Consider the following 24,517-nt stretch of genomic DNA (forward strand, 5'->3'; position numbering starts at 1 on the left):
ACACATCAGGACGAGACAGCAGCCCATATCGCCAGCTCAGAACACTAATCCCCAGTCAGAACCCGTCGTAACTTCGGATTAGTAGACCCCAGGAGGACCAGCTGTGTGATACGTGAGGATTGCACCGCACGCTTTGGAATGTGCGGCAACCGATTTAGCTGCCATCGGATCGGTGTTTAGCGAAGCCAGCGCTGCTGCGATCATCCCGACCACCTGGCTACTACCCGCCGGCGCTGATGAAGTATCGAGTGCGATGACAGCTTTACTGACCGCTCACGGCCTAACCTGGCAGGCTTTGAGCCGCGACTACGAATGGCTGCATCAGCAGTTTGTCGACATGCTCAACGGCAGCACCGAGAATACTGGGCCACCGAGATCGACAACGCCGCCCATGATGCGATCAACACCGCCAACGCCGACAGCGAATGGCTCCTCGGACGTCCGATGATCGGCAATGGCGTCAACGGGCTCAATGGGACCGGACAAAACGGCGGCGCCGGCGGCTGGCTGTGGGGCAACGGCGGGTCTGGAGCGGTCGGTCAAAACGGCGGCAATGGCGGCAACGGCGGATCGGCTGGACTATTCGGTAACGGCGGTAATGGAGGAAGCGGCGCCAGCTTCGGCACCGGCGGCGACGGCGGATCAGCCGGCCTATTCGGCCACGGTGGTGACGGCGGCAACGGCGGTAACAGCGAAATCGGCATGGGCGGTAACGGCGGCCGCGGCGGACTTCTCGTCGGCAATGGGGGAACCGGCGGTAACGGCGGCAACGGCGGCCACGGCGGATTATCGGCCCCGCGGAACCCGACGGACCCTTCCGGACGTTGAGTCAGCAGTAAATCGGCAAGCCGAGGTGTTCTTAGGAGGACACACACTGATGACCTGGCATCCGCACGCCAACAAGCTGAAGACGTTCCTGCTGTTGGTCGTCATGTCAGCGATGATCGTGTTCGCCGGCCGGCTGTTCGGCACGACGGCAATGTGGCTGGCGGTGCTGTTCGCCGTCGGGATGAACGTCTACGTCTACTTCAACAGCGACAAGCTGGCGTTGCGGGCCATGCATGCGCAGCCGGTCTCCGAGCTGCAGGCGCCGGTGATGTACCGGATCGTGCGCGAGCTGGCCACCGCCGCCCACCAGCCGATGCCGCGGCTGTACATCAGCGACACCGCGGCGCCCAACGCGTTCGCCACCGGCCGCAACCCTCGCAACGCCGCGGTGTGCTGCACCACGGGCATCCTGCAGATCCTCAACGAGCGGGAACTGCGCGCGGTGCTGGGCCATGAGCTGTCGCACGTCTACAACCGCGACATCCTGATCTCCTGCATCGCCGGCGCGCTGGCGTCGGTGATCACCGCCCTGGCCAACATGGCCATGTGGATGGGCATGTTCGGCGGCAACCGAGAAAACAGCAATCCTTTTGCGTTGCTTCTGGTTTCGCTGTTGGGCCCGATCGCCGCGACGGTGGTGCGGTTGGCGGTGTCGCGGTCCCGCGAATACCAGGCCGACGAATCGGGCGCCGTGCTGACCGGCGACCCGCTGGCATTGGCCTCGGCGTTGCGCAAGATCTCCGGCGGCGTGCAGATGGCTCCGTTGCCGCCGGAGCCGCAACTGGCCAGCCAGGCGCATCTGATGATCGCCAACCCGTTCCGGGCAGGCGAGCGGATCGGGTCGTTGTTCTCGACGCACCCGCCGATCGAGGACCGCATCCGCCGCTTGGAGGCGATGGCACGCGGTTAAAGCGTCCCATTGTGATAGCGCCTGCGTTATCCCATCTGACGGAGACCTATTTCAGCGCCCGCGCTATCACATTCGCGGACGCCTATTCCCGAATTTGCTACCAATGCGGTAAAGGTGCTTCGAATACGACGAACACATAAGTATCCGCATCGAAATGCCATCATCGACGGGTTGGGCGCCGAACAGCGCCAGGAGGCGATCGCCGCTATCGCGGACGCCCCTCGATTAACGCACTGATAGCGGAACTCCTGATGGACCTCACCGGCGCTCCACACCCACCTCGCATTGAGGCTGCCCAACAACGTGTTCGACGAATCATTGGATCGTTCAGAAGCTGGGAGATCGTCAATCAGGCGGCAGCTTCGGACGTTTCCCCGTCGATCAGCGGTGCTTTCCGCGACGAATGGCCCCTGGTGAGGCCACCATGGACGTGCACATTTCCGCCGGTGGCGTGGTGCTGACGCTGCCAGTCCGTAATCGCTTGATGCGCAGCGTGGTCGAGGTAGTTGACCGCGATATGAAGCGTGACGGTGGTGCGTTCCGGGATAGCGCCCAGCACCTGCGTCAGCCGGGGTAGCGCCAGGAAGGTGCAAGTACCCTCGACTACCACACGCCATTCGTCGCCAATCGGGTGAGCGTCTATCTTGGCCCGTATCACCCGCCATCCGGTCGTCGCGATGGCCAGGACAAGTCCGATCATCACCCCGTGCAGGAGATTGAGGAATACGACGGCGACGATGGTTACCAGGTAGATGGCGAAATCGCCGGTTTTGACCGCGGTTTCGATGTGCGCCGGCTGCAGTAGCTGAATTCCGATGACGATCAGTAGTCCTGCGAGCGCGGCGCTGGGGATCAGTTCGATGAGACCTGCGAACGGAAGCGCAAACAACATCACCCAGAATCCGTGCAAGATCGTCGATGCGCGAGTCTTGGCGCCTGCCTTGATATTTGCGGACGTGCGCACGATGACCCCGGCGATGGGAAGACCGCCGATCGCTCCCGACACCATGTTCGAGGCGCCCTGCCCGATCAACTCGCGGTCCAGTTCGGAGCGCGGGCCGCTGTGCATCCTGTCCGTCGCGACCGCTGTCAGCAGACTCTGGACGCTGGTGATCAGTGTGACCGTGATGACACCGATCGCGACGGCACCCCAGTTTCCGTGCGGAATTGCCGGAAGCTGCAGTGCATCCAGTAGTGAACCCTCGAGCGCGATCCGCGACACCTGAAAGGGAAACACTACCGAGACGACGGTGACGGCCACGATGGCGACCAACGGACCGGGAACGGCGGCTGCCTTGGCGGGGGCCCAGCGCCAGGCGATCATGATGGCGATCACCAATAGGCCCAGAATCACTCCGGGCTTGTGCGCGCCGAGAATCTGCGCGGGCAGCTCAACGACGTTGTCCCAGGCCGAACTATGAGACTCGCCGCCGAGCAGCACGTGCGTTTGTTGAAGCGCGATGGTGATCCCGATGCCGGCCAGCATCGCATGCACGACCACGGGCGAGATAGCAAGGGCGGCCCGAGCAACACGACTGAGCCCCAACAGGACTTGCAATAGTCCGGCGATCGCGGTGATGAAACAGGTTAATCCCCAGCCGAATTGGGCGATGAGATCGGCGACCACCACCGTCAGACCGGCAGCGGGCCCGCTGACCTGCAGCGGTGATCCGCCGATAGCTCCGCCGACGATTCCGCCGACGATCGCGGCAATCAGGCCTGCGAGTACCGGCGCATCGGACGCGATGGCGATGCCCAATGACAACGGCAGCGCGACCAGGAAGACAACCAGCGAAGACGGCAGGTCGTGGCGGATGACCGATCGAACTCGATCGGTTCGTGACTGCGCTTGGCTTCCTGGGTCAACCTGATCGATACGGTCAAGGCGCGGCTTGCCGAATTTTGTGTGCTGCATCGGTTGCTCCCTCGTTTCCGTGGGGGACGTTCCGATGATCCCGCCCCGAATTACGTAACATCGTCGTAAATGGTTGGCGCGCAGGCAAGTTAAATCTACCCAAACTCCAATGTTTGAGGCAGGCGCCCGTTGGTTACGGAGTTCGACGGTATTTTGCTGGCGAGGCCAGGGTCAACCGGGCGCGCTGGCTGCATAGCGAACGCAAATTTTTTTTTGCCGCGATACTCCCGGCTTCGCGCTGATGTTGCTCGCTATGCCGCCGTTTCGGGTCCTTCGGCGTCGATGAGGTCGTCCATCGCCCGGCGAGCACGGTGGCCGGTATGGACCCCGCCATGGATGTGCACCACCCCTCCCGTGGCCTGATGCCGGTGCTGCCAGTCGGCGATCGCCTGATGCGCGGCGTGATCGAGGTAGATGACCGACATGGTGACGTTGACCGTCTTGCCGGCGGGAATGGCCGCCAGCACCTGGGTCAGCCGGGGCAGGGAGAGGAAGGTGGCCGCCCCTTCAACGACCACGTGCCATTCGTCACCGGCGGGCTGGGCGTGGATCCTGAACCACATCACCCGCCACGCGGTGAGCGCGATGGCCAGGACGAGTCCGATCAACACGCCCTGCATGAGATTGAGGAATACGACGCCGACGACGGTCACCAGATAGACGGCCAGGTCCCCATTTCGCATGGCGGTTTCGATATGGGCGGGCTGCAGCAGCCTGATCCCGACGAAAACGAGCAGGCCGGCGAGTGCGGCGGTGGGGATCTGCTGGATCAACCCGGCAAAAAACAGCGTGAAGACAAGGATCCAGACGCTGTGCATGATCGTCGAGGCGCGGCTTTTGGCGCCCGCTTGCACATTGGCGGAACTACGGACGATGGCGGCGGCGATCGGGAGGCCGCCGATCATCCCGGAGGTGATGTTTGCGACGCCCTGTCCGGTCAACTCGCGGTTGAAGTTGGTGGGCGCCCCGGGGTGCATCCTGTCGATCGATACCGATGCCAGCAGGCTCTCGACGGTGGCGATGAAGGCAACAGTGAGCACGCTGACCGCGAAGGCGCCCCACTTCCCCTCGGGAAGTCCCGGCAGCTGGAACGCCGCCAGCGGCGACCCGGAGAGCGTGATCCGGGCCAATTCGAACGGAAACACCACGGAGATAATGGTTACCGTCACGATGGCGACCAGCGGGCCCGGAATGGGAGCCAATTTCGCCGGCGCCCAGCGCCAGGCGACCATGATGGCGATTACCAAGACGCCCAGAAACATTCCGGGCTTGTGCGCGCCGATGATTTGTCCCGGGAGCTGAACGACGTTCTCCCACGATGTGCTGTGCGACTCCCCGCCCAGCAGGACGTGTGTTTGTTGAAGTGCGATCGTGATTCCGATGCCGGCCAGCATCGCGTGCACGACGACCGGCGAGATCGCCAGTACCGCTCGGGCAATCCGGCTGAGCCCCAAGATGAGTTGCAGGACACCGGCGGCCACGGTGATCAGACACGTCGCCCGCCAACCGAACTGGGCGACCAGACCGGCGGTGACGACCATCAACCCGTTCGCCGGACCGCTCACCGACAACGGCGATCCACCGATGAATCCGAGGACGATTCCTCCGACGACTGCCGAAATCAGGCCCGAGAGCACCGGTGCGTCCGAAGCGATCGCGATCCCCACCGAGAGGGGCAGGGCGATCAGAAACACCACCAGCGACGACGGCAGGTCGTGGCGGATGATGGAGCGCAGTCGTTCAGTACGCGACACTGGCGGGCCCTTGTCCGGGGCCTGGCTGTGGGGTGGTTCGGTGGGCTGCATCGGTCATTCCCTCATCCGGGCATTGCGGGGGACGGTCCGACAACGCGCCCCACACTACCTTGGTCATCTACTCGTAAGTCGTTGGCGCACCGGCGAATACATTCGGGCGAAGGTATTCTGCCGGCGCCCGCCACTGCCCTTGACAGTATTCGGGCAGCTAAACAGGGGTCAAGCTGGCGCGCATCGCGCATACCGAACGCAGATTTCCAGCGGAATGGGCGCTGACCAGGTAGCAGGCCGTGCAACCCTAGAATCCCGATCCGTGTACCTCGTGTCCGGGTACCTCGGCGGCCAGGCCGCTGTAGGCCTGCTCGACGGTGGAGCCGTGGTTGATGACCGCGTCGACTTCGCGAGCGATGGGCATGTTCAGCCCGTATTCGTTGGCGAATTCCATGACCACGCTGGCCGCCTTGACACCCTCGGCGACCTGGTTCATTGATGCGATGATCTCGTCGATGGGTTTGCCCGCGCCCAGTTGTTCGCCGACGTGGCGATTGCGGCTGCGCTGGCTGGTGCAGGTGACGATCAGATCACCCAGACCGGCCAATCCGGGGAAGGTCTCGGTGTCGCCTCCCATCGCGACGCCGAGTTTGGTCATTTCGCGCAAGGAGCGGGCGATCACCAGCGCCCGAGTGTTCTCGCCGATGCCCAGCGAGTAGCCCATGCCGGCGGCGATGGCAAACACATTCTTGAGCGCCCCGGCCATTTCGACGCCGATGACGTCATCGGTGGTGTACACCCGGAAGCGCCGGGTCCGGAAAAATGCTGCCAGCTGGGTGGCCAGATGTTGATCGGGCATGGCCAGGACCGCCGCGGCCGCATAGCCCTCGGCGACTTCTCGGGCGATGTTGGGACCGGCGAGGATACCCGCCGGATGACCGGGCAGGATCTCTTCGATGATCTGCGACATCCGCATGTTGGTGCCCTGCTCGAGCCCCTTGACCAGGGACACCACCGGCACCCACGGGCGCAGCTCCTTGCTCAGCTCGGTAAGCACACCCCGGAAGCCGTGCGAGGGCACTCCCATCACGACGACGTCTGCGCTGTTGGCGGCCTCGGAGAAATCGGTGGTGGCGCGCAGCGTCTCGCTGAGCACGACGTCGTTGCCGAGATAGCGGCTATTGCGGTGATTGTCGTTGATGTCGCTTGCGGTCGCCTCCGAGCGCACCCACTGCAACGTCGGCACCCGCCGTGCACAAATGGACGCCACCGTGGTCCCCCAGGAACCGCCACCGAGGACAACGACTTTGGGTTCGCGCTTCGCAGCTGCCATGGGGCACAGCCTATTGTGGTAGCCCGCCATTTGACAGCGGTTGATCGCGGCCGGGCGGCGCCGAGACGAACTCGAAACCAACGACCTCCGAGCATGGGACTTCGGTCCCTACCCGGCGGGGTGACCACCCCGGGATGGTGAAAGATAGCTGTTCTATCGAGGAGGAATCATGTCGCGACGAGCGAGCCGGTCGCGCGAAAGGCGTCTGCGCTCGTGTTGCGTCCGGACGTTCGTACTGCTGATCGCGGCCGCGCTGGCGGTGCTGGCCGGGTCGCCGGGGATCGCGTCCGCCGACGGTGGGCGCCCGCAGGCCAACCCGGAACAGCGAGCGGCGGCGATGATCCGGCCGGCCGTCTTATATCTTGCGGCCCAGGCTCACGGTCAGGTCCGGCTGCCTGACGGTCAGCTGCTGTCACTGTTCGGCGAGGGTTCGGGTATCCCGTTCACCGCGACGTGGACTTGCACCGCATTTGTCGTCAATCCTGACGGGTGGGTGGCGACCGCAGGTCACTGCGTCGATCCGGAGACGGCCAAGCAGCTGATACTCAAGCGTGCGGCCAGTGAATACGTGGCGCATTATCCCGACTCGCCGGTGGGCCAGAATCCCGGCGCGACGCTGGACTGGCTCACCAAGAACGCTCGGGTCGAAGGTCAGACCCCCGACCGGGGGCCCGAGATCAGCCTGATGCTGGGATACGGAACCGGGACGAAACTCGCCGAGAAGCTCCCGGCCACCGTCGTGGACTTCCGGCCGATGGGCAAAGGCGACGTCGCGCTGCTCAAGGTGCAAAAGCACAACCTGCCGTCGTCGGAGCTCGCCACCGACGCCGACGTCAGTATCGGGGCACCGGTTCTGGCGGTGGGTTTCCCGGAGACGACTCAACGGGTCACCGGTATGTCGCTGGACCCGACGAACAAGAGCGGCAAGGTGAGCAAGAAGTCGACCATCGAATCGAGTCCGGTCTATGAGATCGATGCCCCGGTCGCCGAGGGCATGAGCGGCGGCCCGACCGTCGAACTCAACGGCAAGGTGATCGGCGTGAACAGTTTCGGCCCGGTCGGCGAACCGCAGCCGTTCAACTTCATCGCGCCCGCGGACAGTCTCGCGGCGCTACTGGCCGGCAAGGGTGTCAAGCCGATGCTCGGGCCCGCCGACCTGTATTACCGCCAAGGGCTCAACCACTATTTCTCGGGCCAGTACAGCGACGCGATCTACGATTTCGACCAGGCCCTGGCGCTGTCACCCGACTATCCGGGCGTGGCCGATCTCAAGACCAGCGCGGCCAACCTACGTCAGCAGTACGGTGACGCGCCGGTGTTTCTTCGCTCAAAACCGGTGTGGTACATGGTAAGCGGGGTCTTGCTGCTGCTCACGGTGGGCGGCTGGGTGACCTTCATGGTGCGGAGGAGCCGTCGGCAGCGTCGCACCGAGGCCGAAGCCGAAGCGATAGCCGAAGCCGAAGTCGCAGCCGAAGCCGCCGCGGCCGTTGCTGCGGATGCGCAGCCGCCGCCGGCGACCGGCAAGATCCGGCCACTGGGCCTGGTTCCTGACCCGTCGAGTGAGCCGCACTTCTGTCCCAACTGCGGAGCGGCGCACCACCCTGCCGAGAAGTTCTGCCCGAACTGCGGCAAGAAAATCCCGGCCGGGGAATCGGCGCAGCCCGCTTAGCCCGCCTTCAGCCGGTTATCGCCGCGCGGTCGGCGGCGCGGCCGAACACCATCGCCTCCTCGATGCGGTCGAACCGGTAGTCGATGGCGTCGGCGAAATAGTTCTGCCGCACATTCCACGGCCGTTTGGTGCCTGACCTGGGCAGCGCGTGCAGCGAGCGCAGCACGTAGCCCGCCTGAATGTCCCAGGAGGGCTTTTCGGTCAACGGCTCGTCGCCGCGGTGCGGATAGGCATGGGTATAGCCGTGAGCCGCCATGTGCGCCAACAACTTTGCCGTCGCCCGCGCCGTCATGTCGGCGCGCAACGTCCAGGACGCATTCGTATAGCCCACACACCAGAACAGGTTGGGCACGTCTTCGAGCATGTGCGCCTTGTAGACGAAACGGTCGCAGGGATTGATCTCGACGCCGTCCAAGCTGATCTTGACGCCGCCGAGTGCCTGAAGCTGCAGGCCGGTGGCGGTGACGACGATATCGGCATCGAGGTGTTCGCCGGACTTGAGTGCGATGCCGGTCGCGTCGAAATGGTCGATGTGGTCGGTGACGACGTCGGCGCGGCCGTCGGCGATGGCGGTGTAGAGGTCGGCGTCGGGAATCAGGCACAGCCGCTGGTCCCACGGGTTGTACGTGGGCTTGAAGTGGGTGTCGACGTCGTAGCCGGCGGGCAGGTTCTTGATCGCCGTGCGCCGCAGCAGCCACTTCATGAGTCGCGGTGTCTTGCGGGACAAAAACCAGAGCGCCGCCTCCAGCAGTGCGTTGTACATCCGGATGGCCAGATGGGAAGCCTTGGGGGGCAGCACTTTACGAGCGCCGGCGGCAAACCTGCCGTACTTGGACGCGGAAATGAGGTAGGTCGGCGACCGCTGCAGCATGGTCACCTTGCCGGCCTGGTCCGCCATCGACGGGATCAGCGTGACCGCGGTGGCCCCGCTGCCGATCACCACCACCTTCTTGCCGGCGTAGTCCAGGTCTTCCGGCCAGTGCTGCGGGTGCACCACGGTGCCGCCGAACTGTTCGATGCCGGGGAACTCGGGGGTGTAGCCCTCGTCGTAGTTGTAGTAACCGCTGCCGAAGAACACGAACCGGCTGCGGCATTGCTGTGCGACGCCGCCTTGCTCGAAGGTGACGGTCCAGGTGTCGGTGGCCGAATCCCAGTCCGCTGCCAAGACGTGACTGTTGAACCGGATGTGGCGGTCGATGCGGTACTTGTGCGCGGTGGTGGTCAGGTATTCGCGGATGTGCTCGCCGTCGGCGACGCCTTCCTTTCGGGTCCACGGCTCGTAGGGAAAGCTCAGCGTGAAGATGCTGCTGTCGGAGCGCACTCCCGGGTAGCGGAACAGGTCCCAGGTGCCGCCGATCCGCTCGCGCCGCTCCAGGATCGTGTAGGAGAGTCCGGGGTTGCGTTGCAGCAGCCGGTAGGCCGCGCCGAGGCCGGAGATCCCGGCGCCGACGATGACGACGTCGAAGGAGGCCGTGTCGATGGCTTGCTGAGGGCTCACGGTCATGCTCACCAGAGTAGGCACCCACCGGTTGGTTGAGCCACCGGCTGGCATCCCTGCAGCGCATGCGCCGAGCGTGACACCAGTGCGAAATAGAGCGCCCGATCTCGCAGTGGCGTCACGCTCGGCGCGGCTCGGGCGCCCTCAGCGGTAGTTGACGAACTGCAACGCCACGTCCAGGTCAGCGTTCTTCAGCATCGCGATGACGGCCTGCAGGTCATCGCGCTTCTTGCTGGTGACCCGAATCTCGTCGCCCTGGATCTGGGTCTTGACGGTCTTGGGGCCCTCGTCGCGGATCAGCTTGGTGATCTTCTTGGCGTTCTCACTGCTGATGCCCTGCTTGATGGTGCCGGTGACCTTGTAGGTCTTGCCGGAGGCCTGCGGCTCGCCGGCCTCGAAGGCCTTCATCGAGATGTCGCGGCGGATCAGTTTTTCCTTGAAGACGTCGACGGCGGCCTTGGCGCGCTCCTCGGTGGATGAGGTCAGCTCGACGGCCTCGTCGCCCTTCCACGCGATCTTGGTGTCGGTGCCGCGGAAGTCGAACCGGGTGGCCAGCTCCTTGGCCGCCTGGTTGAGCGCGTTGTCGACTTCCTGCCGGTCGACCTTGCTGACGATGTCGAACGATGAGTCCGCCATTCGATCCGTCCCTTCTTCGATAGCCGTTTGTGCTTTGTCTACCCGGTCGTTGTAACCTGTCTGGCGGCAGGTTGCCCGAGCGGCCAATGGGAGCGGACTGTAAATCCGTCGCGAAAGCTACACAGGTTCGAATCCTGTACCTGCCACCAGCAGGTCAGAGGTGATTCCCGGTATTCACAACGACGTTGAGTGCCGGGGCCGTCCGCAGTGCGTCCGCAGTAGTTCGAGCTGCAGCGTCAAAGGCGCTGGCCACCCCTCAACCAGGCCCGTCTTGCGGACGTAGGTGACCGACTGGCGCACGCGTATCCGGCCTGCCGCTGTGTCTACGTCGCTGACTTGCAGGGCGGCGGCTTCCCCGAATCTCAGGCCGCAGTAGCCCAGCACCAGCACCAGCGTTCGGAGCCGGCCCGACGCGACCGCGACGCGGTGTAGCTGCTCGTGCGTCAGGTAACGCTGCTCGGCCTCCGGCAACCGCGGCAATTCGATGCCATCCGCGGGATTGGTGGCCAGGTGCTTGGCTTTGACCGCGAACTTGAGCACCGCGCCCACCAGTTGGTGCGCCTGGCGGACCCTCGACGCGCTCAGGCCATTGCCCTCGAACCGCACGGACCCATCCACGGACAAACCGGACACCCACACCTGAAGTTCGTCGAACCGAATGTCCCGTAGCGCGACGTCTTTCCAGCGCGGTAGCACCACAGTATCCAACAGCGAGCGATACCCAGCGACCGTCTTTGGTGAGCGATTCGCCTTCGTCGAGATCCACCGTTCAGCAAGCGCACCGAACGTGACGCCCGACAGCGCCGGGTCCATCCAGGTCCCGGTTACCTGGTCTGAAACCTGCTTGTTCAACCAGTTCTGAGCGTCTGTCTTCCGGCCAAAACCCTTCGCGTGCTCGCGGCCATTGTCATCGACATACCTTGCACGCCAACGCAACCCATTTCCGTTCGCCGCCGACGGAACTGTCTGAATCTCCCCACTGGGAAGCCGGACAGTCTTGGTCCAACGGTCCTCTACGCCCGCGCGGCGGTTGCGCTTCATTTTGCTCTCACCTCATCCCGAATAGCGCGGCGAGCCGCCTGCGCGGTGTCGGTCAATGCATCGTTGACTTCGACGAGCAGCTCATAGATCCGCTCAAAGCCGACGATCAGGCTCTCCCGGCTAGGTAGGTCATCGTCCGGCGGGGAGAGGTCCGCGACCCTGTCGCGCACGGCTTCCGCGATGTCAATGATCTGTCCCGCGGATCGAATGGCAGTGTCTCCCGCCGCTGTAAGTATGTGAACGCGGTCGCTCTTCGGCCGCGCTCGGCGGCCTAGCAGCGAGTCGACGGATATGCCGAAAAGGTCAGCGATGGCCGCCGCTTCGTCGATCCTGACCGAGCGGCTTCCCTTCTCGATTTTGGCGATCGTCGTCCAGGCCAGATGAATATCTTTGTCTGACAAAGCATCTGCGAACTGCTTCTGCGTCCATCCTCGGCGTTCTCGCTCCAACTTGAGCCGTTTGCGGAAATGGAGTTCGGTCCACTTGCTAGTTGCCATATCAGTCAACTCTACTGTTTTAGATTGACCAACGCAACCAGCGCCAGCAACACTAGAACGGAGCACTACACCAAAAGCGAAAGGGGTAAGGCAAGGTGGGTGACATCACGCAGGTTTGCGCCGACGTAACGCGTCGCGCGTTAGAAGACGCGGCCCGGGAGGCATTGCAGACCTCGGAGTATCTTTCCGCCGCACTGGCTCAACCCGCACGAGATCACCGGGCTCTGCCGGGAATGCAAGCTCGTTCTGCGGAACGAACGCATGCGCGAAAACGGCGAACCGGACCTCACCGCCGACGACCAAGACGTCAACCTAGCCCTCACGCAGCCCTGCGGCCTCTGCGGCGCCCAACCCGGCGCAGCCTGCCGCAACACCGTGCGGCGTGGCCAACCATTACCGGGCCGACAGGTCCACCACTACCGAATCCCTATCCAGAGAGGAACATCCGCGTGACCAACACCGTCATCGTCACCATCACGGAAATTGGTGGTGAACCGATGCTCGATATGCAAGCCATAGCTCTTCTCTTCGGTGTCGAGGTCACCGCAGTCGAGGCGCTGCCCATCATCAACGGCCATATCCGCATCCCGCGTGAATGGGCCAGACGAGGCAAGCGCCGCGCCCGGGAAGCCATGGCCCACAACGGCTCCGACTTCATCCTCGACGGCATACGGTACTGGGCACGACATGACTACGGTGCCGACCTTGAGGTGGTCTACCAGTGAGCATGCCGCCGCAGATCCTCGGCCTTGACGACCAGGCCCGCGCCGCACGGCTGGCCTTGGCGGTATTCGACAACGACCGCGCCCGGTACGACGCAGCGCTGGCCGACTCGCTAGGCCATGGCCCCGAGCTGATCTATGCCCTGGTGCGCTGTTGGGCCGCAGGGCTCGTCGAACATCACGGAACCGCCGCAGCGCGGGTGCGGGTCGAGCGGATGCTCGCCGGCATCACCGAACATCTTGAGGAACTGAGCGACAGACATATACCGCGAGTTGCCGACGATTTCGACGGCGACGTGTGGTGAGTGCCGCCACGATGAATCCGGTTGACACAGAGTGCGCCTACTACTGCGCAGCCCACCTGATCCGCCACCGCCAGCGCTCCGGCCAGCCGATACCCGAATGGCTGCGCCGTCACTATGACCGCCTGGACGCCGAAATCCGCGTCATGTCCGCAGCGGGACATGAATCGGGCAGGGCGGCAGCAGAATTAGAGAAGCGAGAGCTGGTCACCGCCGAGGAGGCCGCAGCCGTTCTTGGCATCTCGAAGCGTCAAGTGCGCCGCCTGGCTTCCGACTTGGATGGTCAACTCATCGGCGGGCGTTGGCTTTTCAGGCTCTGCGACGTGCAGACCTACGCCGAAGGGAGGCAGAGTGCCCGATCTGCAGTCAGCGGTTGAGGATTGGCTGGCCGCGCTGCCCGAGCCCGAGTTCCGGGCGTTGGTGTGGCGGACCAGGGGACCGGACGAGTCCATGCCTGCGTCCTCACTGGTCGGGTTCCCAAGAGCCGGTGAGCAGCAGTGAAGGCGGCTATGTCGTCGGGTGACCCGACCGGGGCCGTGCGGTCCCTCGCCCGGGCCACCGGCCTGCCCGAATCTTTCATCGCCGAACTGGCGTTGAAGAACGAACTCCGCAGCCTGTTCGACTCGCACGGGCGGCTGCGCGGCGACACCCGCAAGACCACCCATCGGGCCGCAGCCACCACCGTGAACGACAACCCGATTGATCCGCGCCAAGCCGTCCTCGCCCTCCATGCGAAGCGACGCCCTCGACAGGGGCGTACGGGCCACCAAGCTCAGGTCGACACGCTCGGCAAGCGCTGGTCGCAAGCCCGAGAGGAGGGGCCGTCCCGATGAGCAATGCCGACGTGCTCACCTTGATCGAGGGCGACGCCGAGACCCTCGCGCGGGTCGCCACCGACGATGACGCCTACGCCGGCTTGTTGCACGGACTGTTGGCCCTGTATGACCGCGCCGCCCACGAAACTCGCACCCCGCTCGGGCAGGTTGCACTCGGTGCCTTGGTGGCAACCATCGCCGAGGGTGACGCCAACCCCGACATCCGCCGCGCCGGACATCTCATCCTCGCCTACGGCGGCGCCGTCGCGGCCCGCGAAGATGACGGCGATTGCTACGACTGCGCGGCCGTCCTGTTCAACGACGTTATCGATGCCGCCGGCGCGATTGGCCGCGCCAACGAATTACTCGCCGGCGTCGCCCATGTATGGCGCCGAGTCCTACCCGAACTCCACACCCCGGAAGGGCTGGCTGCCCTGCGGCATATCTGGGCCGGTTCGGCATGACCCGCGATTTTTTTGACGGCCGGACTGAGCGGCGACGACGAGGCGCCGGCTCTCTATCTGTGAGGGCTGAAATGGTTCCAATTTCTGAATTGTAATGCGGTGCAGCGTGTTTCGCTTTGCTTGGAAGTGCGCGAAAACCCTTGGAATACAACGGAGTTTCAAGTCAGAACAGGAGCTGACGATGGCGAGAGCGCAGATACCGGCCCCGCCGAAGGGCGCACGATCGAGCGGACGGGCGCTGTGGCGTGACGTTATGGCCAGGTATGAGCTTGAGCAGCACGAACTGGCCTTGCTTAGGGAGATGGTGCGCTGTGTCGACCAGCTCGACGAGCTGCATGCGATCACCGAGCGCGACGGCCTGGTGGTGGAAGGTCCACACGGGTCGAAGGCGCATCCGGCGCTGACGGCCGCGCAGCAGCAGCGGATAGTGCTGGCCCGGCTTGCCGCGTCGCTGCGGTTGCCTAGTGGCGATCAGGACGACCCGTCTGTATTGCGTCGTCCCCAGCGGCGTGGAGCTGCCAGGGGCGTCTACGGGATCGCGGGTGCGTGATGCGGCGCCGACCTGTTGATCCGCTACCGGGGTTTCTGTTCAACGGCCGTCGGTACGCGACGGGCGTTGCGTACCGGCGAGCGGTGGACGCCTGGGCTGAGCGACGCCGCCGGCTGCTGGCACTCATCAACCGCGACGACGAGAGGGGCGCGTGATGCGACGCCGTTACGACGGTGCGACGCTACCGCCCGAGCTGCTGGAATTCCCGGGCTGGCCGGTACACACGGACGCCCTGACGTGGGAGCTGGGACTCGATGAGTGGTGGGCGGCCCGGCGGCGGTGGGCAGCGGCTCACGGCATGTCGGAATCCGTTCTGCCGGCGACTATCGGCGATGCTCCGTGGGATCAGTCGACGATCTAGTTAGAAGGTCGGGCTGACGTCCGCGGCGGCTAGGTTGCGAGGAGGCAGACCCTCCCGACGCACGCAACTGCGGGCCGGTCAGGATAAGCGTGGTGCCAATGACGCTTACCCGAGAACATCCTGACCCTGCGCGCGAAAAGGAGCGAACGCCGTTGGCCTACGAGCTGGCAATGAAGTTGGAGGCGATGGCGACGGCGTGCATGTTCTGACCAATCAGGCTGATGAGCTGAAGGACGAGCTGGACAGTATCACCCGCCAGTGGCGCGAGCTGTCGTCCACGTGGACCGGTGTCGCCGCGTCGGCGTATCAGCCGCCCTGGCAGGAGTGGTATTCGGGTGCTGCGACGGCTGCGGCGACCTTGGAGGAACATTCGCAGCTGTTGATGCGGTCGGTGGATCTCATGCTCGACCATGAAAACACTGCGGCGAAAGCTTTCGAAGCGTTGTACCGGAAAGGTCCAGCAGTGTGAGCCGGCGCTACACGGTCAATTTGGATGCCCTGTTGGCCTTTGCTGATCGGCTGGCCGAGTTCACTGCGCGTGCGGAACAGATCGCTGCCGCTGTGGATCAATGCGTCGCCGAATTGCACGGCAGCTGGCTAGGTGCGGGCGCCGACGCCGAGCGCGAATACCACCAGAAGTGGATGGCTGCCGATCAGCAGATGCGTGAGGGCCTCGACGAATTACGACGAAACGCTGAGCTGGCGCACCGCAACTACACCGGGGTGGCGGAACTCAACACGACGATGTGGCCATGACTCAAGACGTCGATCCTGCAGTCGTCGCCGAAGCCGGACGCGTCTACGGCAAGGTCTATGACGCCGCAGCTGCGGCCGTACAGCACTTGTCGGGGGTGTTGAAAGGGTCTGCTGGTATGGCCGGCACCGACATTGGCGGCCATTCCTGGAGTCTGAAATACGACGCGCTGGTGGGCGGACGCGCTGGTGGGGCGGGATTGATGGAGGCGGCGACTGCCGCGGTGATGGGTGCAGCTCAGTGCTCGGATTTATTGGCCACCACGGCGGTCAACCATCAAAACGCTGATCAGCAGTCAGCGATGAACAACGCTGGTGCGCCGGCGTTTCCGCCCACCGCTAAACCGATGTTCTTGGTGCCGGCCATCCCGTCCGCGGAGGGCGGGCATAGTGATGTGCCCGGGTGGTGGCACACCATTCAGGCCTATGTGCAGGGCGAGATGTGGCCCAATGGTCACCAAGACAAGCTGCGTGCGGCCGCCGACGCCTGGCATGGGGCGGCGCGGGAATTGCGCGCTGCGGCCGATATCGCCAACGACGGTGTGATCGAGTCGGTGCGTGCGCAAAAGTCACCGGAGTTCCCGGTTGCGGCCACCAACTGCACTCTGGACCGAGATTCGCTCAAAGCGGTTGCTGACGGCTTCGACGCAGCCGGTACCGCGTGCTCGGACTACGCGCAGGCAATCGATGACGCGCACTCGAAGATCCTGCATGAGATGGCCGCGCTTGGGGCGACTGTGGCGGTCACCGAAGCCGTTGCCGCGGTTCTGATTCCGTTCACGGCGGCCATAAGTGAGGGTGTGTCGAAGGTCGTCGATGTAGCGCGTTTGGTGGCCACTGGTGCACGTATCGCGACCATTATCCGCGAGTTTCGGGTCGCAGCCGAAGCCTCTAGCCTGCCGACCGTTAGTGCCCTCGGCAACGCGGTACGGGCCGTGGGTGAACTGTCGCCACTGCTCTCCGCCCGCGCACAGCTGTTCCTGGCCGAGGGCGCCATCCCGGGGTTGTTGGGCACTGAAGGCCTTGACCTGTTGTCGCGGCCCTACATCAGGGTCGGAACCCGAGAAGCTGTTGAAGCGGCAGCCAGAAGGACGCCCGACGGGAAGTACTACATCAGCGCCACCGATGACAATGTCTTGGTCCCAGTGTCCAAACAGTACGAGGAAGCAATTCTGAACCTGCCGAAGAGCGCGGACGGCAAATACTACCTCGGCGCCGACGGCATCCGTTATCCCGTCGATCCCACCTACCATCTCGGCCACGTCAGCGGTCAGGAGTGGTGGCGCATCCGAGACATGGCCATCCGGGAGCACTGGACCCGACAGCAGCTCATCGAGTACTGCAACCGCCCCGGGCTTTATCAGGTCGAAGACGCGCCAGGAAACCTCAGCCACGCATCCGAACTACCGAGGGAGGCAGGATGAATGTGAACGATCGCGACCGTGCGGGCCGGACCCCGCTGCATTATGCGGTGATTGACGCGCCAGTGGGTCTGGACCACACAGCAGCGCTAACCGATCCAGAGCTGAAGGCCGAAAACCATCTCAAGATAGTGGAATTCATCCTGACCAACGCGCACCGCTTACTAGATGCTGGCGCCGACGTCAACGCCATCGACGACGAAGGCTCCACTCCACTGCACTTTGCGACCAAAGGAGAAAGCGAGGAAGCTGTTCGCTTGCTGCTGGATGCCGGCGCTGACGTCAACGCCAAGAACACGAAGGGGGAGACGCCGCTGTACAACGCCGTCCGCAACACCACACCCGCTGCCCTCCACATCATGCGACTGCTCCGCGAGCGCGGTGCTGATCCCACGATCGAAACAGCAAATGGATCGACTGCGCTGCGGTTCGTGAGCCGCTACGGGAAGCCTGAGGAGAAAGAAGTCTTTGCCGATTTGCTCTAAAGGGATCTGCACCATTCGCGTTGCGCGCGACCAACTTCGCGTCCCAATTCTCCCAGTACGACCGCACCGACGGGTACCCTTGGTACCCCCAACCCCTATCGCGACCTGCGGTTATATGGCTAACCCTAAAAAGCCACCGAGCGGTCGCCTGCAATCTATCTACCTGCGAAAATAAAAAAAGGGGGCTTCAAACGGTTACGCATACCCCCCCCTTATTTCGGCGGTACCGCCACCAATTCTGTTTGCGCCACGGCATTAATTCGTGCAGGGGTATATATATATGGAAATGCCAAGCCCAGTAACTTTTTGGCCTGGCCCTGTAGCTATTCAGCTGGTCAGCCGGGGGTGAGGGCTGGTGGTAGCCAGGCGCCGATGGTGAAGAGCTGTTGGAGGGCGTCGAGCTTGTCGATGCCCCATTTGTGTGCGGTGTCGAGGTAGGACTGCACGATGGCGAAGTCAGTGAGTCCTTGGACGGTTCGCCAGCAGCCTCCGGAGGTGCGTTGTTGGATTTTGACGGGTCGTAGAGTGCGTTCGGCTTCGTTGTTGGTGAACGGCACGGTCAGGTCGGCGACAAAGCGCAAGATCATGTCTTGGTAGCGGCGGAACCGTTTGATTAGCCTGCGTGCGTTGTCGGCCAGTTCGCCGGTGCGGTCTTGGTTTTCGTCGCGGCCGAGGGCGATCGCGCCGAGGTAGTGGTTGTTGATTTGTGCCAGCGTCGCAGGTGTTAGTGCGTCGGCGCTGGTGTCGCGGGCGGCTATGGCGGCGTGGTGGGCGTCGGTGAGCACCTGGGCCATGGCCAGCGCCCATGTTTGGTGGTCGGGGTCGGCGTCAGAGATTGAACGCAAGTCGCGCAGTAGATGGGCGGCGCACCAGGCGTGCAGGGCGGGTAGGTGGGTATAGCCGGCGTAGCCATCGCGGACCAGCACCCCGTTGAACTCGGAGAGCACCCCGCCATCATCGATAGTGGCCGCCGAGCGATCCCCGATGTGCATCAGCGTGAGGTATTCGGTGCACGCGACGTGCACGTAAGTCAGGGCTCCGTTGACGCGGCCTGGGGTTTCATCAGCGTGTAGCACCGGCGCGCTGGCCAGCAGCTTTTGCATGTGGCCCTGGAATTTTCGCTCCAGCCGGCGGGCGGCGCGGCCGCGGATTGCGGCCAGGAACCCCGTTGAGACCTCGATCGCGGTCAACGCGGCCAAAACATCACGGCAACGGCCCACCGGCAGGTAATGCGCGCAGGTCAACAGTGCGGCTAAAGCCAAAGTGTTGGGGCCCATACGCACCGGCGACCCGGGTGCGGTGGAGAGGCGGCGGTGGAGCCCTTCGAGTAGGGCGGTGACTACGAGAACCTGTGTCTGCAAAGGTGCCTTGACCGGGCGTGCGGCCGCAGACGCAAGCCCGTCCAGAGTGTCGTTAAATGGAATCCATTTCGCGAACCGCTCGACGGTGAGTTCCTCGCGCAGCAACAGACTGTCACCGTCGAACTCCTTCGGGGGTGTGTTGGCGCCGGGTCCGTGGACCGTAAGCCAAGGATCGCGAACATCGATCCGAACCTGGGTGTCTCGGGCGGCGAAATCCTGGTCGAGTGATAGTTCGGCTAGTGATAGGCAGCCCGTTACCACCCTCTTCTCAAGCCGACGCAGTGTGGCCGGGGTCGCAGATGAATACCGCAGCCAAATGCCGTCGTCAGACGCATCAACACTCAGCGTGGACCCGTCGTCATCAACAACACTGGACTGCCCCGCCTTAAGGTGCGCTAGCCAGTGGGGATGGCCGAAGCGGAACCGGATACTGCTAAATGTCTGGTCCACACCGCTTATATGGCGGTCGCCCGATACCGCCGACTGCGCCTTGTAGCGAGGGGTTCCAGTTACATAGCCGTCTCCACCGTGGTTTTGTGCGTTTAGGCGGCGCGCAGTAATTATTTAGGTTTTTCTGTTTGGTTTGTCCACACTTGTGGTATGACGCTGCCTGCTGTGGACTCCGATCCGGTCGCTGCCCGTTTGTCGTTGATCCGCCCGCATTTGGACGAGCGGGCGTGGCGGTTGTTGCTGGCCGCCGAGCTGATCGCCAGGGGGCATCGGGTGTCCGCAGCATCCGGATCGGGACCCGGCTGCGGTTGTGGAAAACCGAACTTGCCGCCTTGGCCACCGAGGCCGGACTGGACATCACGGTCTGCCACCTGCCGCCGGGCACCTCCAAATGGAACAAGATCGAACACCGGCTGTTCTCCGCGATCAGCCGCAACTGGCGCGGACGACCCTTGGAATCCCATGAGGTTGTCATCGAAACCCTCAGGGCAACAACCACATCCACCGGACTGACCGTGAACGCGGTCCTCGACACCACCACCTTGACGGTGCAGTTGGGTGGCTTCGAGGGCGGCGATTTGCTTGTCGGTGATCTTGATGCCGCGGTCGTACGAGTTCCACGGCGACTGGAACTACACGCTCACCGCCGACCACACCGCGACACGCCCGACAACACCTACCTAATTACTGCGCGATCCCTTAGTAGCGTAACGGACTCGCCAGTGGTGAGTTGCGCATGCAGTGTGATCGGCAGGAAAGCATTAACCGTCTCGTCAGGCGAGTCCGTGAATATAGAGATACCGCCAGATACCTTTACTCGGGGGTCGTCGACTAAGCCGGTGGCCAGAATCGCCTCAGGCTTCTGCCCGGGATCTGCCTTGAATGAGCCTTGCACCTTGACTTTGGTGTCGGCGGGTACCCAGAAGTTGCCGCTCGCTTCAAGATTCACGAGTTCTGTCTGTCCTTTCGAGAGTGGTGCAGAATGTCAGGTAACAGCCCCTCTCGTTGACGTCCCTGCCGTCGCGCCTCGCGCCACACAGACCAAGTATCAGTGCTACTCCAGGCAGGTTGGAGCGGTCAATCGCCTCGGCACGCTTCGGGGCGTGATCTGCACTTTTGGATGGCGATCCGCCGCGCCTCGGCTGGTGTCGGGCTCACATCGACGTCGACATCGACGTTTTCGGAGTCAGACCCCAGGTGCAGCAGAATCCGTGGCCGTGAGTCCGCATGCTCGTCGTAGCTGACCATGATGGTGGTGGCCAGTCCGTCGCGGACGTCGTAGTCGCGGCCGGTGGCCGGCGTCGTGTGGGCGGTCGTGTGCACGTCAAGCAGGGAGCCGCCTTCGCACCAAGGGCTAGGGGCAGCGGTGGTCTGCCTTGGCGATCATCGTGCTCATCGCAGCCACCCGCCCGACTCGTCCGCCGCCGCCAGCAGCTCGCCGGCCAAATCACGACGCCTGCTCGCTGCTCAACGCTTCCTGGTGGGCGTCGATCCACACCGAGGGGCGGTCCAGTACGTCCTGGTCGAGGGTGCCGTCGCCGTACTGGACGGCAGCGACCCACACCTGAATGCCGCCGTTGCCGTCGACGCTGCGGGTGATGCCGTTGATCATCACCCGGTAGGGCCGGTAGGTGTTAGTGTCCGACCGCAGGTCGGCGTACACGGCGCAGGGAGGCAGGGGGGGATATCTCTCTGAGTGCTTGCTGGGGGTGGCCCTTCTGCCAGCGCCGCCACGTCCGGTCCGATGCCTTCGCCAAGAAATTCCGAAGTTCGTCGACCTCCACTGCAGCCAGCAGCTCAACCCTGACGGAATACCAGCGGATCAGCGCGTCCAGGTCATCACGGGCGCGCTGCAGGCGGCGCTCATTGACAACTTTGAGGCAGTTCACGCAATCCATATCCACCCACGACAGCCCGGTTGCAGCGTCTTCATACTCGTTTTCCCGCATCGTCTTGGGCTTGACCAGGCCAGCTTCCGCCGACCGCGCCTTGTCGTCAAGATGGTCGGGCGGCGTCGCCATGCTGTCGCCGCAGATGGCCACCATGGTTGGCCGCCCAGCAGCGCGTGCCTTGACCGCCTCAGACTGCAGATACCAGTGCGTCAGGTTGGGGTTGCGTGGAAACTGCTTGAAGTACAACTGGCGTAGGCGATCACGATCTGGCGCCCACTTGTAGGGCCAGTCGCTGCCCAGTGCGTATTGCTGGTACGCCTCTTCGTAGTCGCGGTCGCCGGCGGCCTGTAGCAGCGCGTGCCGTGCGGGCCGCCCGCAATTGCGGCACAGCAAGGTGCCGGTCGATCGCCAGCCGCGGGTGTCCTCTGCGAAGCCGCCTTGAGCGCGATTCTTGTCGTCGTGCCGGAAGAAGTGATTCGCGCTGACAGTGCGCAGGTTGCCACATTCGCAGCACAGCGCCCGGATTGGCGGCTTCGATGGGCCAGGCGGGGTTGGTGGGCTCGCGACCTGTATGCGCCGTGAATGCGGCCAGTCAAGCTCGCGGCCACGTCCGCGGTGCGCCCGGCACGGCTGGCTAGGCTCAGCGCCGCAGAACGGGCACGGATAGGACAGCGCCGGGTGCGGTTCAACGGTGGTCATCGCGTCACCCACACGCCGATCAGCTCTGCGGTGGCCACGATCGCCGCGGCCAGCTCGCGCGCCTGGTGGGTCGTGAACTGCAACTCGCCGACCGTCACCAGCGGCGGTTCCTCGGTGCCGGCATCTATCGAGCCATCGGGGAACTGGATCGCCGAGCCGGTAACCTTGATGCCGGCGACGTCGGTCTCGCGGGTCCAGACGACGCGACACGTGTGGTCCCATTCCTCCCAGGTAGTGGTGGTGTCGGCGCCGGGCGGTAGAGGGACGGTGGACAGAGCTGTTGCGCCGTTTTCGCGCATAGGAGTACGCTCCTTGTGGTTCGTTGCTGAAGCCCCTGGCAGGGGGTGTGAGGTACGAGAAGGCGGTTCCCTTTGGCGGGGGAGTCGCCTTCAGTCATTTGAGAGGTGAGCCGAACTCCCGCCCAAAAGGCGGCGAAAGTCCTTGTTAAGCAGGGGGACTGCGGATGCTGATCTGCATCGGCTAGGTCCTTCCGGGCGTGCAGTTCGCCAAAGCGCGCTAAACAGCGCGCTGGAAAGCAAAACTGTAGCGCGCTGCGAAGCATCACTGAATACGCGTTTCAGCTCGCTAGACTTTTCCGCTTGTGGACCATCTCGGGCTCATCCGGCGCGCTGCCAGACAGCGCGAGTCGCGCCGCGTGGCGTTCGACGCTGCCGACGCGGAGCTGCGCCGGTTAGTCCGTGAAGGCTTCGATCAAGGCATCTCCGGCGAGCAAATCGCGGTAGCCGCTGGCCTTTCGCTGTCGCGCGTGTACCAGATCCGTGATGGGCGTCGGTAGTCCCTTCGTGTGCAACTCCCCACGGGGTTCGTTCTGGGGTTTGCGTTCTCGTCCGCAGTGCGTCCGCAGTGCTACCGACAACAGTCTTCATCACCCAACACAACCAACACGCCGACCAGCAGGTTTTCAACATTGCCAACACAGCTTGAGCCGCCAAACACCCAGAAGGACGGACTGTAAATCCGTCGCGAAAGCTACACAGGTTCGAATCCTGTACCTGCCACCACGGCTCGGAGACGCTGTCAGCTCGACGACACGATGATGCCGACGGCGCCCATTGTCACCATGACGAAGACCAGTAGGTCGGTCCAGGTCGCGACGATCTCGTCGGGGTTCTGTGCGCGCTTGGCGATGTGGCGCAGCCCCGCCAAGCCGAGGTACACCGCACCTGTTACGGCGCCGAGGATTCCCAGCCGCCGGCGAACGGACTCACCAAGCCGACGAGCCCGATGCTGAGGTTCGCATAACCGACGAGCGAAAGTCCTAGTGCCCCTTGGCTGCGGCCTCCGCCACAGTGCCGAGAGTTTGCGGTGCCGGTCGGGCGAGCACCGCCTGGGGCTGGCCGCGTAGTTCGGCGGCGAGGTCGTGTTCGAATGCGGGCACGCACAGTCGGCGGCGGTTCAGCTCGCGGTCGAGCGCTTTGATGAACAGGCCCTGCCCGGAGCGCCGGCAGCCCAGAACAGCCTGCTCGTTCATCACATCTCGGGTGAGAGCCGCCGCCGGGCAGGCGGCCACCACCTCCAGGGAAGCGCGCATATCAAGGGTGCTGGTCACTCCGCAGGAGGGTGAGGCGCCGATTCCGACGATGCCGGCGACCGCGATACCGGCCTGGTGGTAGTCGGCCACGTCACGCGCGACCCGCCGGGCCAGGCGCCGGTAAATCACCTTGGTCCACACGATGAATGCGCTCAGCAGCGCACCGCGCACCGCATACACGGGTCCGCCCTTGGAGTGGTAGAGCCGCAGGCTGTGGCGTTTGAGCACGCCGCCCCACGCCAGCTGCTCGGGACAGGGCAGTTGGTGAATGCCGGTGCGGGCGCTGAGCAGTTCGTTGACCACCTCGGCCACCGCCCCGGGGCGGGTGGCGCCGCCGGCATAGCGGGTGTTTTCGTTCAGCAGGCAATGCGATACTAGGACAACGCGCCGGCTACGTTCGTCTGCCAGCTGGTTGAGCAGCAGCCGGGCCGACTCGCGAGACTTTGACATGAGTCAATGTCTCGCGAGTCGAGACTGTTGGTCAGCTGAGCCGAGACCCTGCCCGCTTTGCCCGCCGGTGTCGAACATTGTCGATTCATGTCCCCTTATCTGTGTTGGGGACCCCCGTAAAGGTGGATCCGGGTTGGTCGTTGTTGTTTGGCCCGTGCTCCCCGCTCC

General features: G+C 63.9%; 29 protein-coding genes, 2 tRNA genes and 3 pseudogenes. 20 read left to right on the forward strand and 14 right to left on the reverse strand.

Features of this window, described 5'->3' with window-relative positions:
• Window positions 1-172 precede the first annotated feature (172 nt).
• The 3 genes and pseudogenes from BST40_RS31890 to htpX form a co-directional block, all read left to right on the forward strand.
• A pseudogene (locus BST40_RS31890) lies at window positions 173-295 on the forward strand (PE family protein); the annotation flags it as partial.
• A 17-nt stretch (window positions 296-312) separates the two neighbouring features.
• Entirely contained in the window at window positions 313-828 is a 516-nt protein-coding gene (locus BST40_RS21740; protein ID WP_075549620.1) for a PGRS repeat-containing protein, read from the forward strand.
• Window positions 829-877: 49 nt separating this feature from the next.
• Window positions 878-1,738 carry a zinc metalloprotease HtpX gene (gene htpX, locus BST40_RS21745; RefSeq protein ID WP_083155563.1) on the forward strand — a complete coding sequence of 287 codons (861 nt, stop codon included), beginning with the start codon at window positions 878-880 and terminating at the stop codon, window positions 1,736-1,738.
• A 349-nt stretch (window positions 1,739-2,087) separates the two neighbouring features.
• On the opposite strand, the gene BST40_RS21750 is transcribed toward htpX, so the two are convergent.
• The 3 genes from BST40_RS21750 to BST40_RS21760 form a co-directional block, all read right to left on the reverse strand.
• The gene (locus tag BST40_RS21750; protein ID WP_082275677.1) at window positions 2,088-3,653 is read right to left on the reverse strand and encodes a SulP family inorganic anion transporter; all 1,566 of its coding nucleotides are present in this window, start codon (window positions 3,651-3,653) and stop codon (window positions 2,088-2,090) included.
• Window positions 3,654-3,904: 251 nt separating this feature from the next.
• A complete protein-coding gene (locus BST40_RS21755) occupies window positions 3,905-5,458 on the reverse strand; it encodes a SulP family inorganic anion transporter (protein ID WP_075549622.1) in 1,554 nt (517 codons plus the stop codon).
• Between the two features lie 247 nt (window positions 5,459-5,705).
• Window positions 5,706-6,731 carry an NAD(P)H-dependent glycerol-3-phosphate dehydrogenase gene (locus BST40_RS21760; RefSeq protein ID WP_089025259.1) on the reverse strand — a complete coding sequence of 342 codons (1,026 nt, stop codon included), beginning with the start codon at window positions 6,729-6,731 and terminating at the stop codon, window positions 5,706-5,708.
• Window positions 6,732-6,900: 169 nt separating this feature from the next.
• On the opposite strand from BST40_RS21760, the gene BST40_RS21765 reads away from it, so the two are divergent.
• Entirely contained in the window at window positions 6,901-8,400 is a 1,500-nt protein-coding gene (locus tag BST40_RS21765; RefSeq protein WP_075549624.1) for a trypsin-like peptidase domain-containing protein, read from the forward strand.
• 7 nt (window positions 8,401-8,407) lie between these two features.
• Here BST40_RS21765 and BST40_RS21770 read toward each other — a convergent pair whose 3' ends face one another.
• A complete protein-coding gene (locus BST40_RS21770) occupies window positions 8,408-9,904 on the reverse strand; it encodes a flavin-containing monooxygenase (protein WP_075549625.1) in 1,497 nt (498 codons plus the stop codon).
• A 138-nt stretch (window positions 9,905-10,042) separates the two neighbouring features.
• A complete protein-coding gene (locus BST40_RS21775) occupies window positions 10,043-10,534 on the reverse strand; it encodes a YajQ family cyclic di-GMP-binding protein (protein ID WP_075549626.1) in 492 nt (163 codons plus the stop codon).
• 65 nt (window positions 10,535-10,599) lie between these two features.
• Between BST40_RS21775 and BST40_RS21780 the strand changes: the two genes are divergently transcribed.
• Window positions 10,600-10,683: transfer RNA gene (locus BST40_RS21780), tRNA-Tyr, on the forward strand.
• Window positions 10,684-10,708: 25 nt separating this feature from the next.
• Here the strand turns inward: BST40_RS21780 and BST40_RS31195 are convergent.
• Both BST40_RS31195 and BST40_RS21790 read right to left on the reverse strand, forming a co-directional pair.
• On the reverse strand, window positions 10,709-11,242 hold the full coding sequence (locus BST40_RS31195) for a tyrosine-type recombinase/integrase (RefSeq protein WP_183154960.1): 534 nt from the start codon (window positions 11,240-11,242) through the stop codon (window positions 10,709-10,711).
• A gap of 329 nt (window positions 11,243-11,571) precedes the next feature.
• A complete protein-coding gene (locus tag BST40_RS21790; RefSeq protein WP_075549628.1) occupies window positions 11,572-12,072 on the reverse strand; it encodes a helix-turn-helix transcriptional regulator in 501 nt (166 codons plus the stop codon).
• Between the two features lie 261 nt (window positions 12,073-12,333).
• Between BST40_RS21790 and BST40_RS33340 the strand changes: the two genes are divergently transcribed.
• From BST40_RS33340 to BST40_RS21845, 13 genes are all read left to right on the forward strand, one after another.
• Window positions 12,334-12,525 carry a zinc finger domain-containing protein gene (locus BST40_RS33340; RefSeq protein WP_420891047.1) on the forward strand — a complete coding sequence of 64 codons (192 nt, stop codon included), beginning with the start codon at window positions 12,334-12,336 and terminating at the stop codon, window positions 12,523-12,525.
• Complete coding sequence (locus BST40_RS21795; protein ID WP_240316566.1) at window positions 12,522-12,797, forward strand: hypothetical protein; 276 nt, start codon at window positions 12,522-12,524, stop codon at window positions 12,795-12,797. Before BST40_RS33340 ends, BST40_RS21795 begins: the two co-directional genes overlap by 4 nt.
• Window positions 12,794-13,099: a hypothetical protein gene (locus BST40_RS21800; RefSeq protein WP_131808372.1), complete on the forward strand. Its 306-nt coding sequence runs from the start codon at window positions 12,794-12,796 to the stop codon at window positions 13,097-13,099. Before BST40_RS21795 ends, BST40_RS21800 begins: the two co-directional genes overlap by 4 nt.
• Before the next feature lie 11 nt (window positions 13,100-13,110).
• On the forward strand, window positions 13,111-13,473 hold the full coding sequence (locus tag BST40_RS21805; protein WP_131808373.1) for a helix-turn-helix domain-containing protein: 363 nt from the start codon (window positions 13,111-13,113) through the stop codon (window positions 13,471-13,473).
• Window positions 13,448-13,597, forward strand: a complete 150-nt coding sequence (locus BST40_RS31200) for a hypothetical protein (RefSeq protein WP_208618922.1) — start codon at window positions 13,448-13,450, stop codon at window positions 13,595-13,597. The genes BST40_RS21805 and BST40_RS31200 overlap by 26 nt, the downstream gene beginning before the upstream one ends.
• A gap of 8 nt (window positions 13,598-13,605) precedes the next feature.
• Window positions 13,606-13,929, forward strand: coding sequence for a hypothetical protein (locus BST40_RS21810; RefSeq protein WP_075549631.1), 324 nt, complete (start codon window positions 13,606-13,608; stop codon window positions 13,927-13,929).
• Window positions 13,926-14,375 (forward strand): hypothetical protein, encoded by a 450-nt coding sequence (locus BST40_RS21815; RefSeq protein WP_075549632.1) that lies wholly within the window; start codon window positions 13,926-13,928, stop codon window positions 14,373-14,375. Before BST40_RS21810 ends, BST40_RS21815 begins: the two co-directional genes overlap by 4 nt.
• Window positions 14,376-14,556: 181 nt before the next feature.
• Window positions 14,557-14,925, forward strand: coding sequence for a hypothetical protein (locus BST40_RS21820; RefSeq protein WP_075549638.1), 369 nt, complete (start codon window positions 14,557-14,559; stop codon window positions 14,923-14,925).
• A gap of 154 nt (window positions 14,926-15,079) precedes the next feature.
• Window positions 15,080-15,286, forward strand: a complete 207-nt coding sequence (locus BST40_RS21825) for a hypothetical protein (RefSeq protein WP_075549633.1) — start codon at window positions 15,080-15,082, stop codon at window positions 15,284-15,286.
• Between the two features lie 196 nt (window positions 15,287-15,482).
• Window positions 15,483-15,755, forward strand: a complete 273-nt coding sequence (locus tag BST40_RS21830; RefSeq protein ID WP_240316567.1) for a WXG100 family type VII secretion target — start codon at window positions 15,483-15,485, stop codon at window positions 15,753-15,755.
• A complete protein-coding gene (locus BST40_RS21835; RefSeq protein ID WP_075549634.1) occupies window positions 15,752-16,042 on the forward strand; it encodes a WXG100 family type VII secretion target in 291 nt (96 codons plus the stop codon). Before BST40_RS21830 ends, BST40_RS21835 begins: the two co-directional genes overlap by 4 nt.
• Window positions 16,039-17,463, forward strand: coding sequence for a GH-E family nuclease (locus BST40_RS21840; protein WP_083155575.1), 1,425 nt, complete (start codon window positions 16,039-16,041; stop codon window positions 17,461-17,463). The genes BST40_RS21835 and BST40_RS21840 overlap by 4 nt, the downstream gene beginning before the upstream one ends.
• On the forward strand, window positions 17,460-17,945 hold the full coding sequence (locus tag BST40_RS21845) for an ankyrin repeat domain-containing protein (protein WP_075545324.1): 486 nt from the start codon (window positions 17,460-17,462) through the stop codon (window positions 17,943-17,945). The genes BST40_RS21840 and BST40_RS21845 overlap by 4 nt, the downstream gene beginning before the upstream one ends.
• A 335-nt stretch (window positions 17,946-18,280) precedes the next feature.
• On the opposite strand, the pseudogene tnpC reads toward BST40_RS21845, so the two are convergent.
• Window positions 18,281-19,219, reverse strand: a pseudogene (gene tnpC, locus BST40_RS21850) (IS66 family transposase); the annotation flags it as partial.
• An 830-nt stretch (window positions 19,220-20,049) separates the two neighbouring features.
• Between tnpC and BST40_RS33650 the strand changes: the two are divergent.
• A pseudogene (locus BST40_RS33650) lies at window positions 20,050-20,440 on the forward strand (ISAzo13-like element transposase-related protein); the annotation flags it as partial.
• A 393-nt stretch (window positions 20,441-20,833) separates the two neighbouring features.
• Here BST40_RS33650 and BST40_RS30915 read toward each other — a convergent pair.
• From BST40_RS30915 to BST40_RS21865, 4 genes are all read right to left on the reverse strand, one after another.
• The gene (locus tag BST40_RS30915) at window positions 20,834-21,079 is read right to left on the reverse strand and encodes a hypothetical protein (protein WP_075545201.1); all 246 of its coding nucleotides are present in this window, start codon (window positions 21,077-21,079) and stop codon (window positions 20,834-20,836) included.
• Between the two features lie 124 nt (window positions 21,080-21,203).
• Entirely contained in the window at window positions 21,204-21,419 is a 216-nt protein-coding gene (locus BST40_RS29600) for a hypothetical protein (RefSeq protein WP_142276781.1), read from the reverse strand.
• Complete coding sequence (locus BST40_RS21860) at window positions 21,391-22,347, reverse strand: zinc finger domain-containing protein (RefSeq protein WP_142276782.1); 957 nt, start codon at window positions 22,345-22,347, stop codon at window positions 21,391-21,393. Before BST40_RS21860 ends, BST40_RS29600 begins: the two co-directional genes overlap by 29 nt.
• On the reverse strand, window positions 22,344-22,646 hold the full coding sequence (locus tag BST40_RS21865) for a hypothetical protein (RefSeq protein WP_075545203.1): 303 nt from the start codon (window positions 22,644-22,646) through the stop codon (window positions 22,344-22,346). Before BST40_RS21865 ends, BST40_RS21860 begins: the two co-directional genes overlap by 4 nt.
• A gap of 615 nt (window positions 22,647-23,261) precedes the next feature.
• Here BST40_RS21865 and BST40_RS30230 point away from each other — a divergent pair.
• Window positions 23,262-23,365 (forward strand) — tRNA-Tyr (locus BST40_RS30230).
• A gap of 20 nt (window positions 23,366-23,385) precedes the next feature.
• On the opposite strand, the gene BST40_RS30235 is transcribed toward BST40_RS30230, so the two are convergent.
• Both BST40_RS30235 and BST40_RS21875 read right to left on the reverse strand, forming a co-directional pair.
• Window positions 23,386-23,526, reverse strand: coding sequence for a hypothetical protein (locus BST40_RS30235; RefSeq protein ID WP_158006289.1), 141 nt, complete (start codon window positions 23,524-23,526; stop codon window positions 23,386-23,388).
• 100 nt (window positions 23,527-23,626) lie between these two features.
• Window positions 23,627-24,349 (reverse strand): 2-thiouracil desulfurase family protein, encoded by a 723-nt coding sequence (locus BST40_RS21875; RefSeq protein WP_075545205.1) that lies wholly within the window; start codon window positions 24,347-24,349, stop codon window positions 23,627-23,629.
• Between the last annotated feature and the right edge of the window lie 168 nt (window positions 24,350-24,517).

Source organism: Mycobacterium persicum (genome assembly GCF_002086675.1).
In the GTDB taxonomy this organism is placed as follows: domain Bacteria; phylum Actinomycetota; class Actinomycetes; order Mycobacteriales; family Mycobacteriaceae; genus Mycobacterium; species Mycobacterium persicum.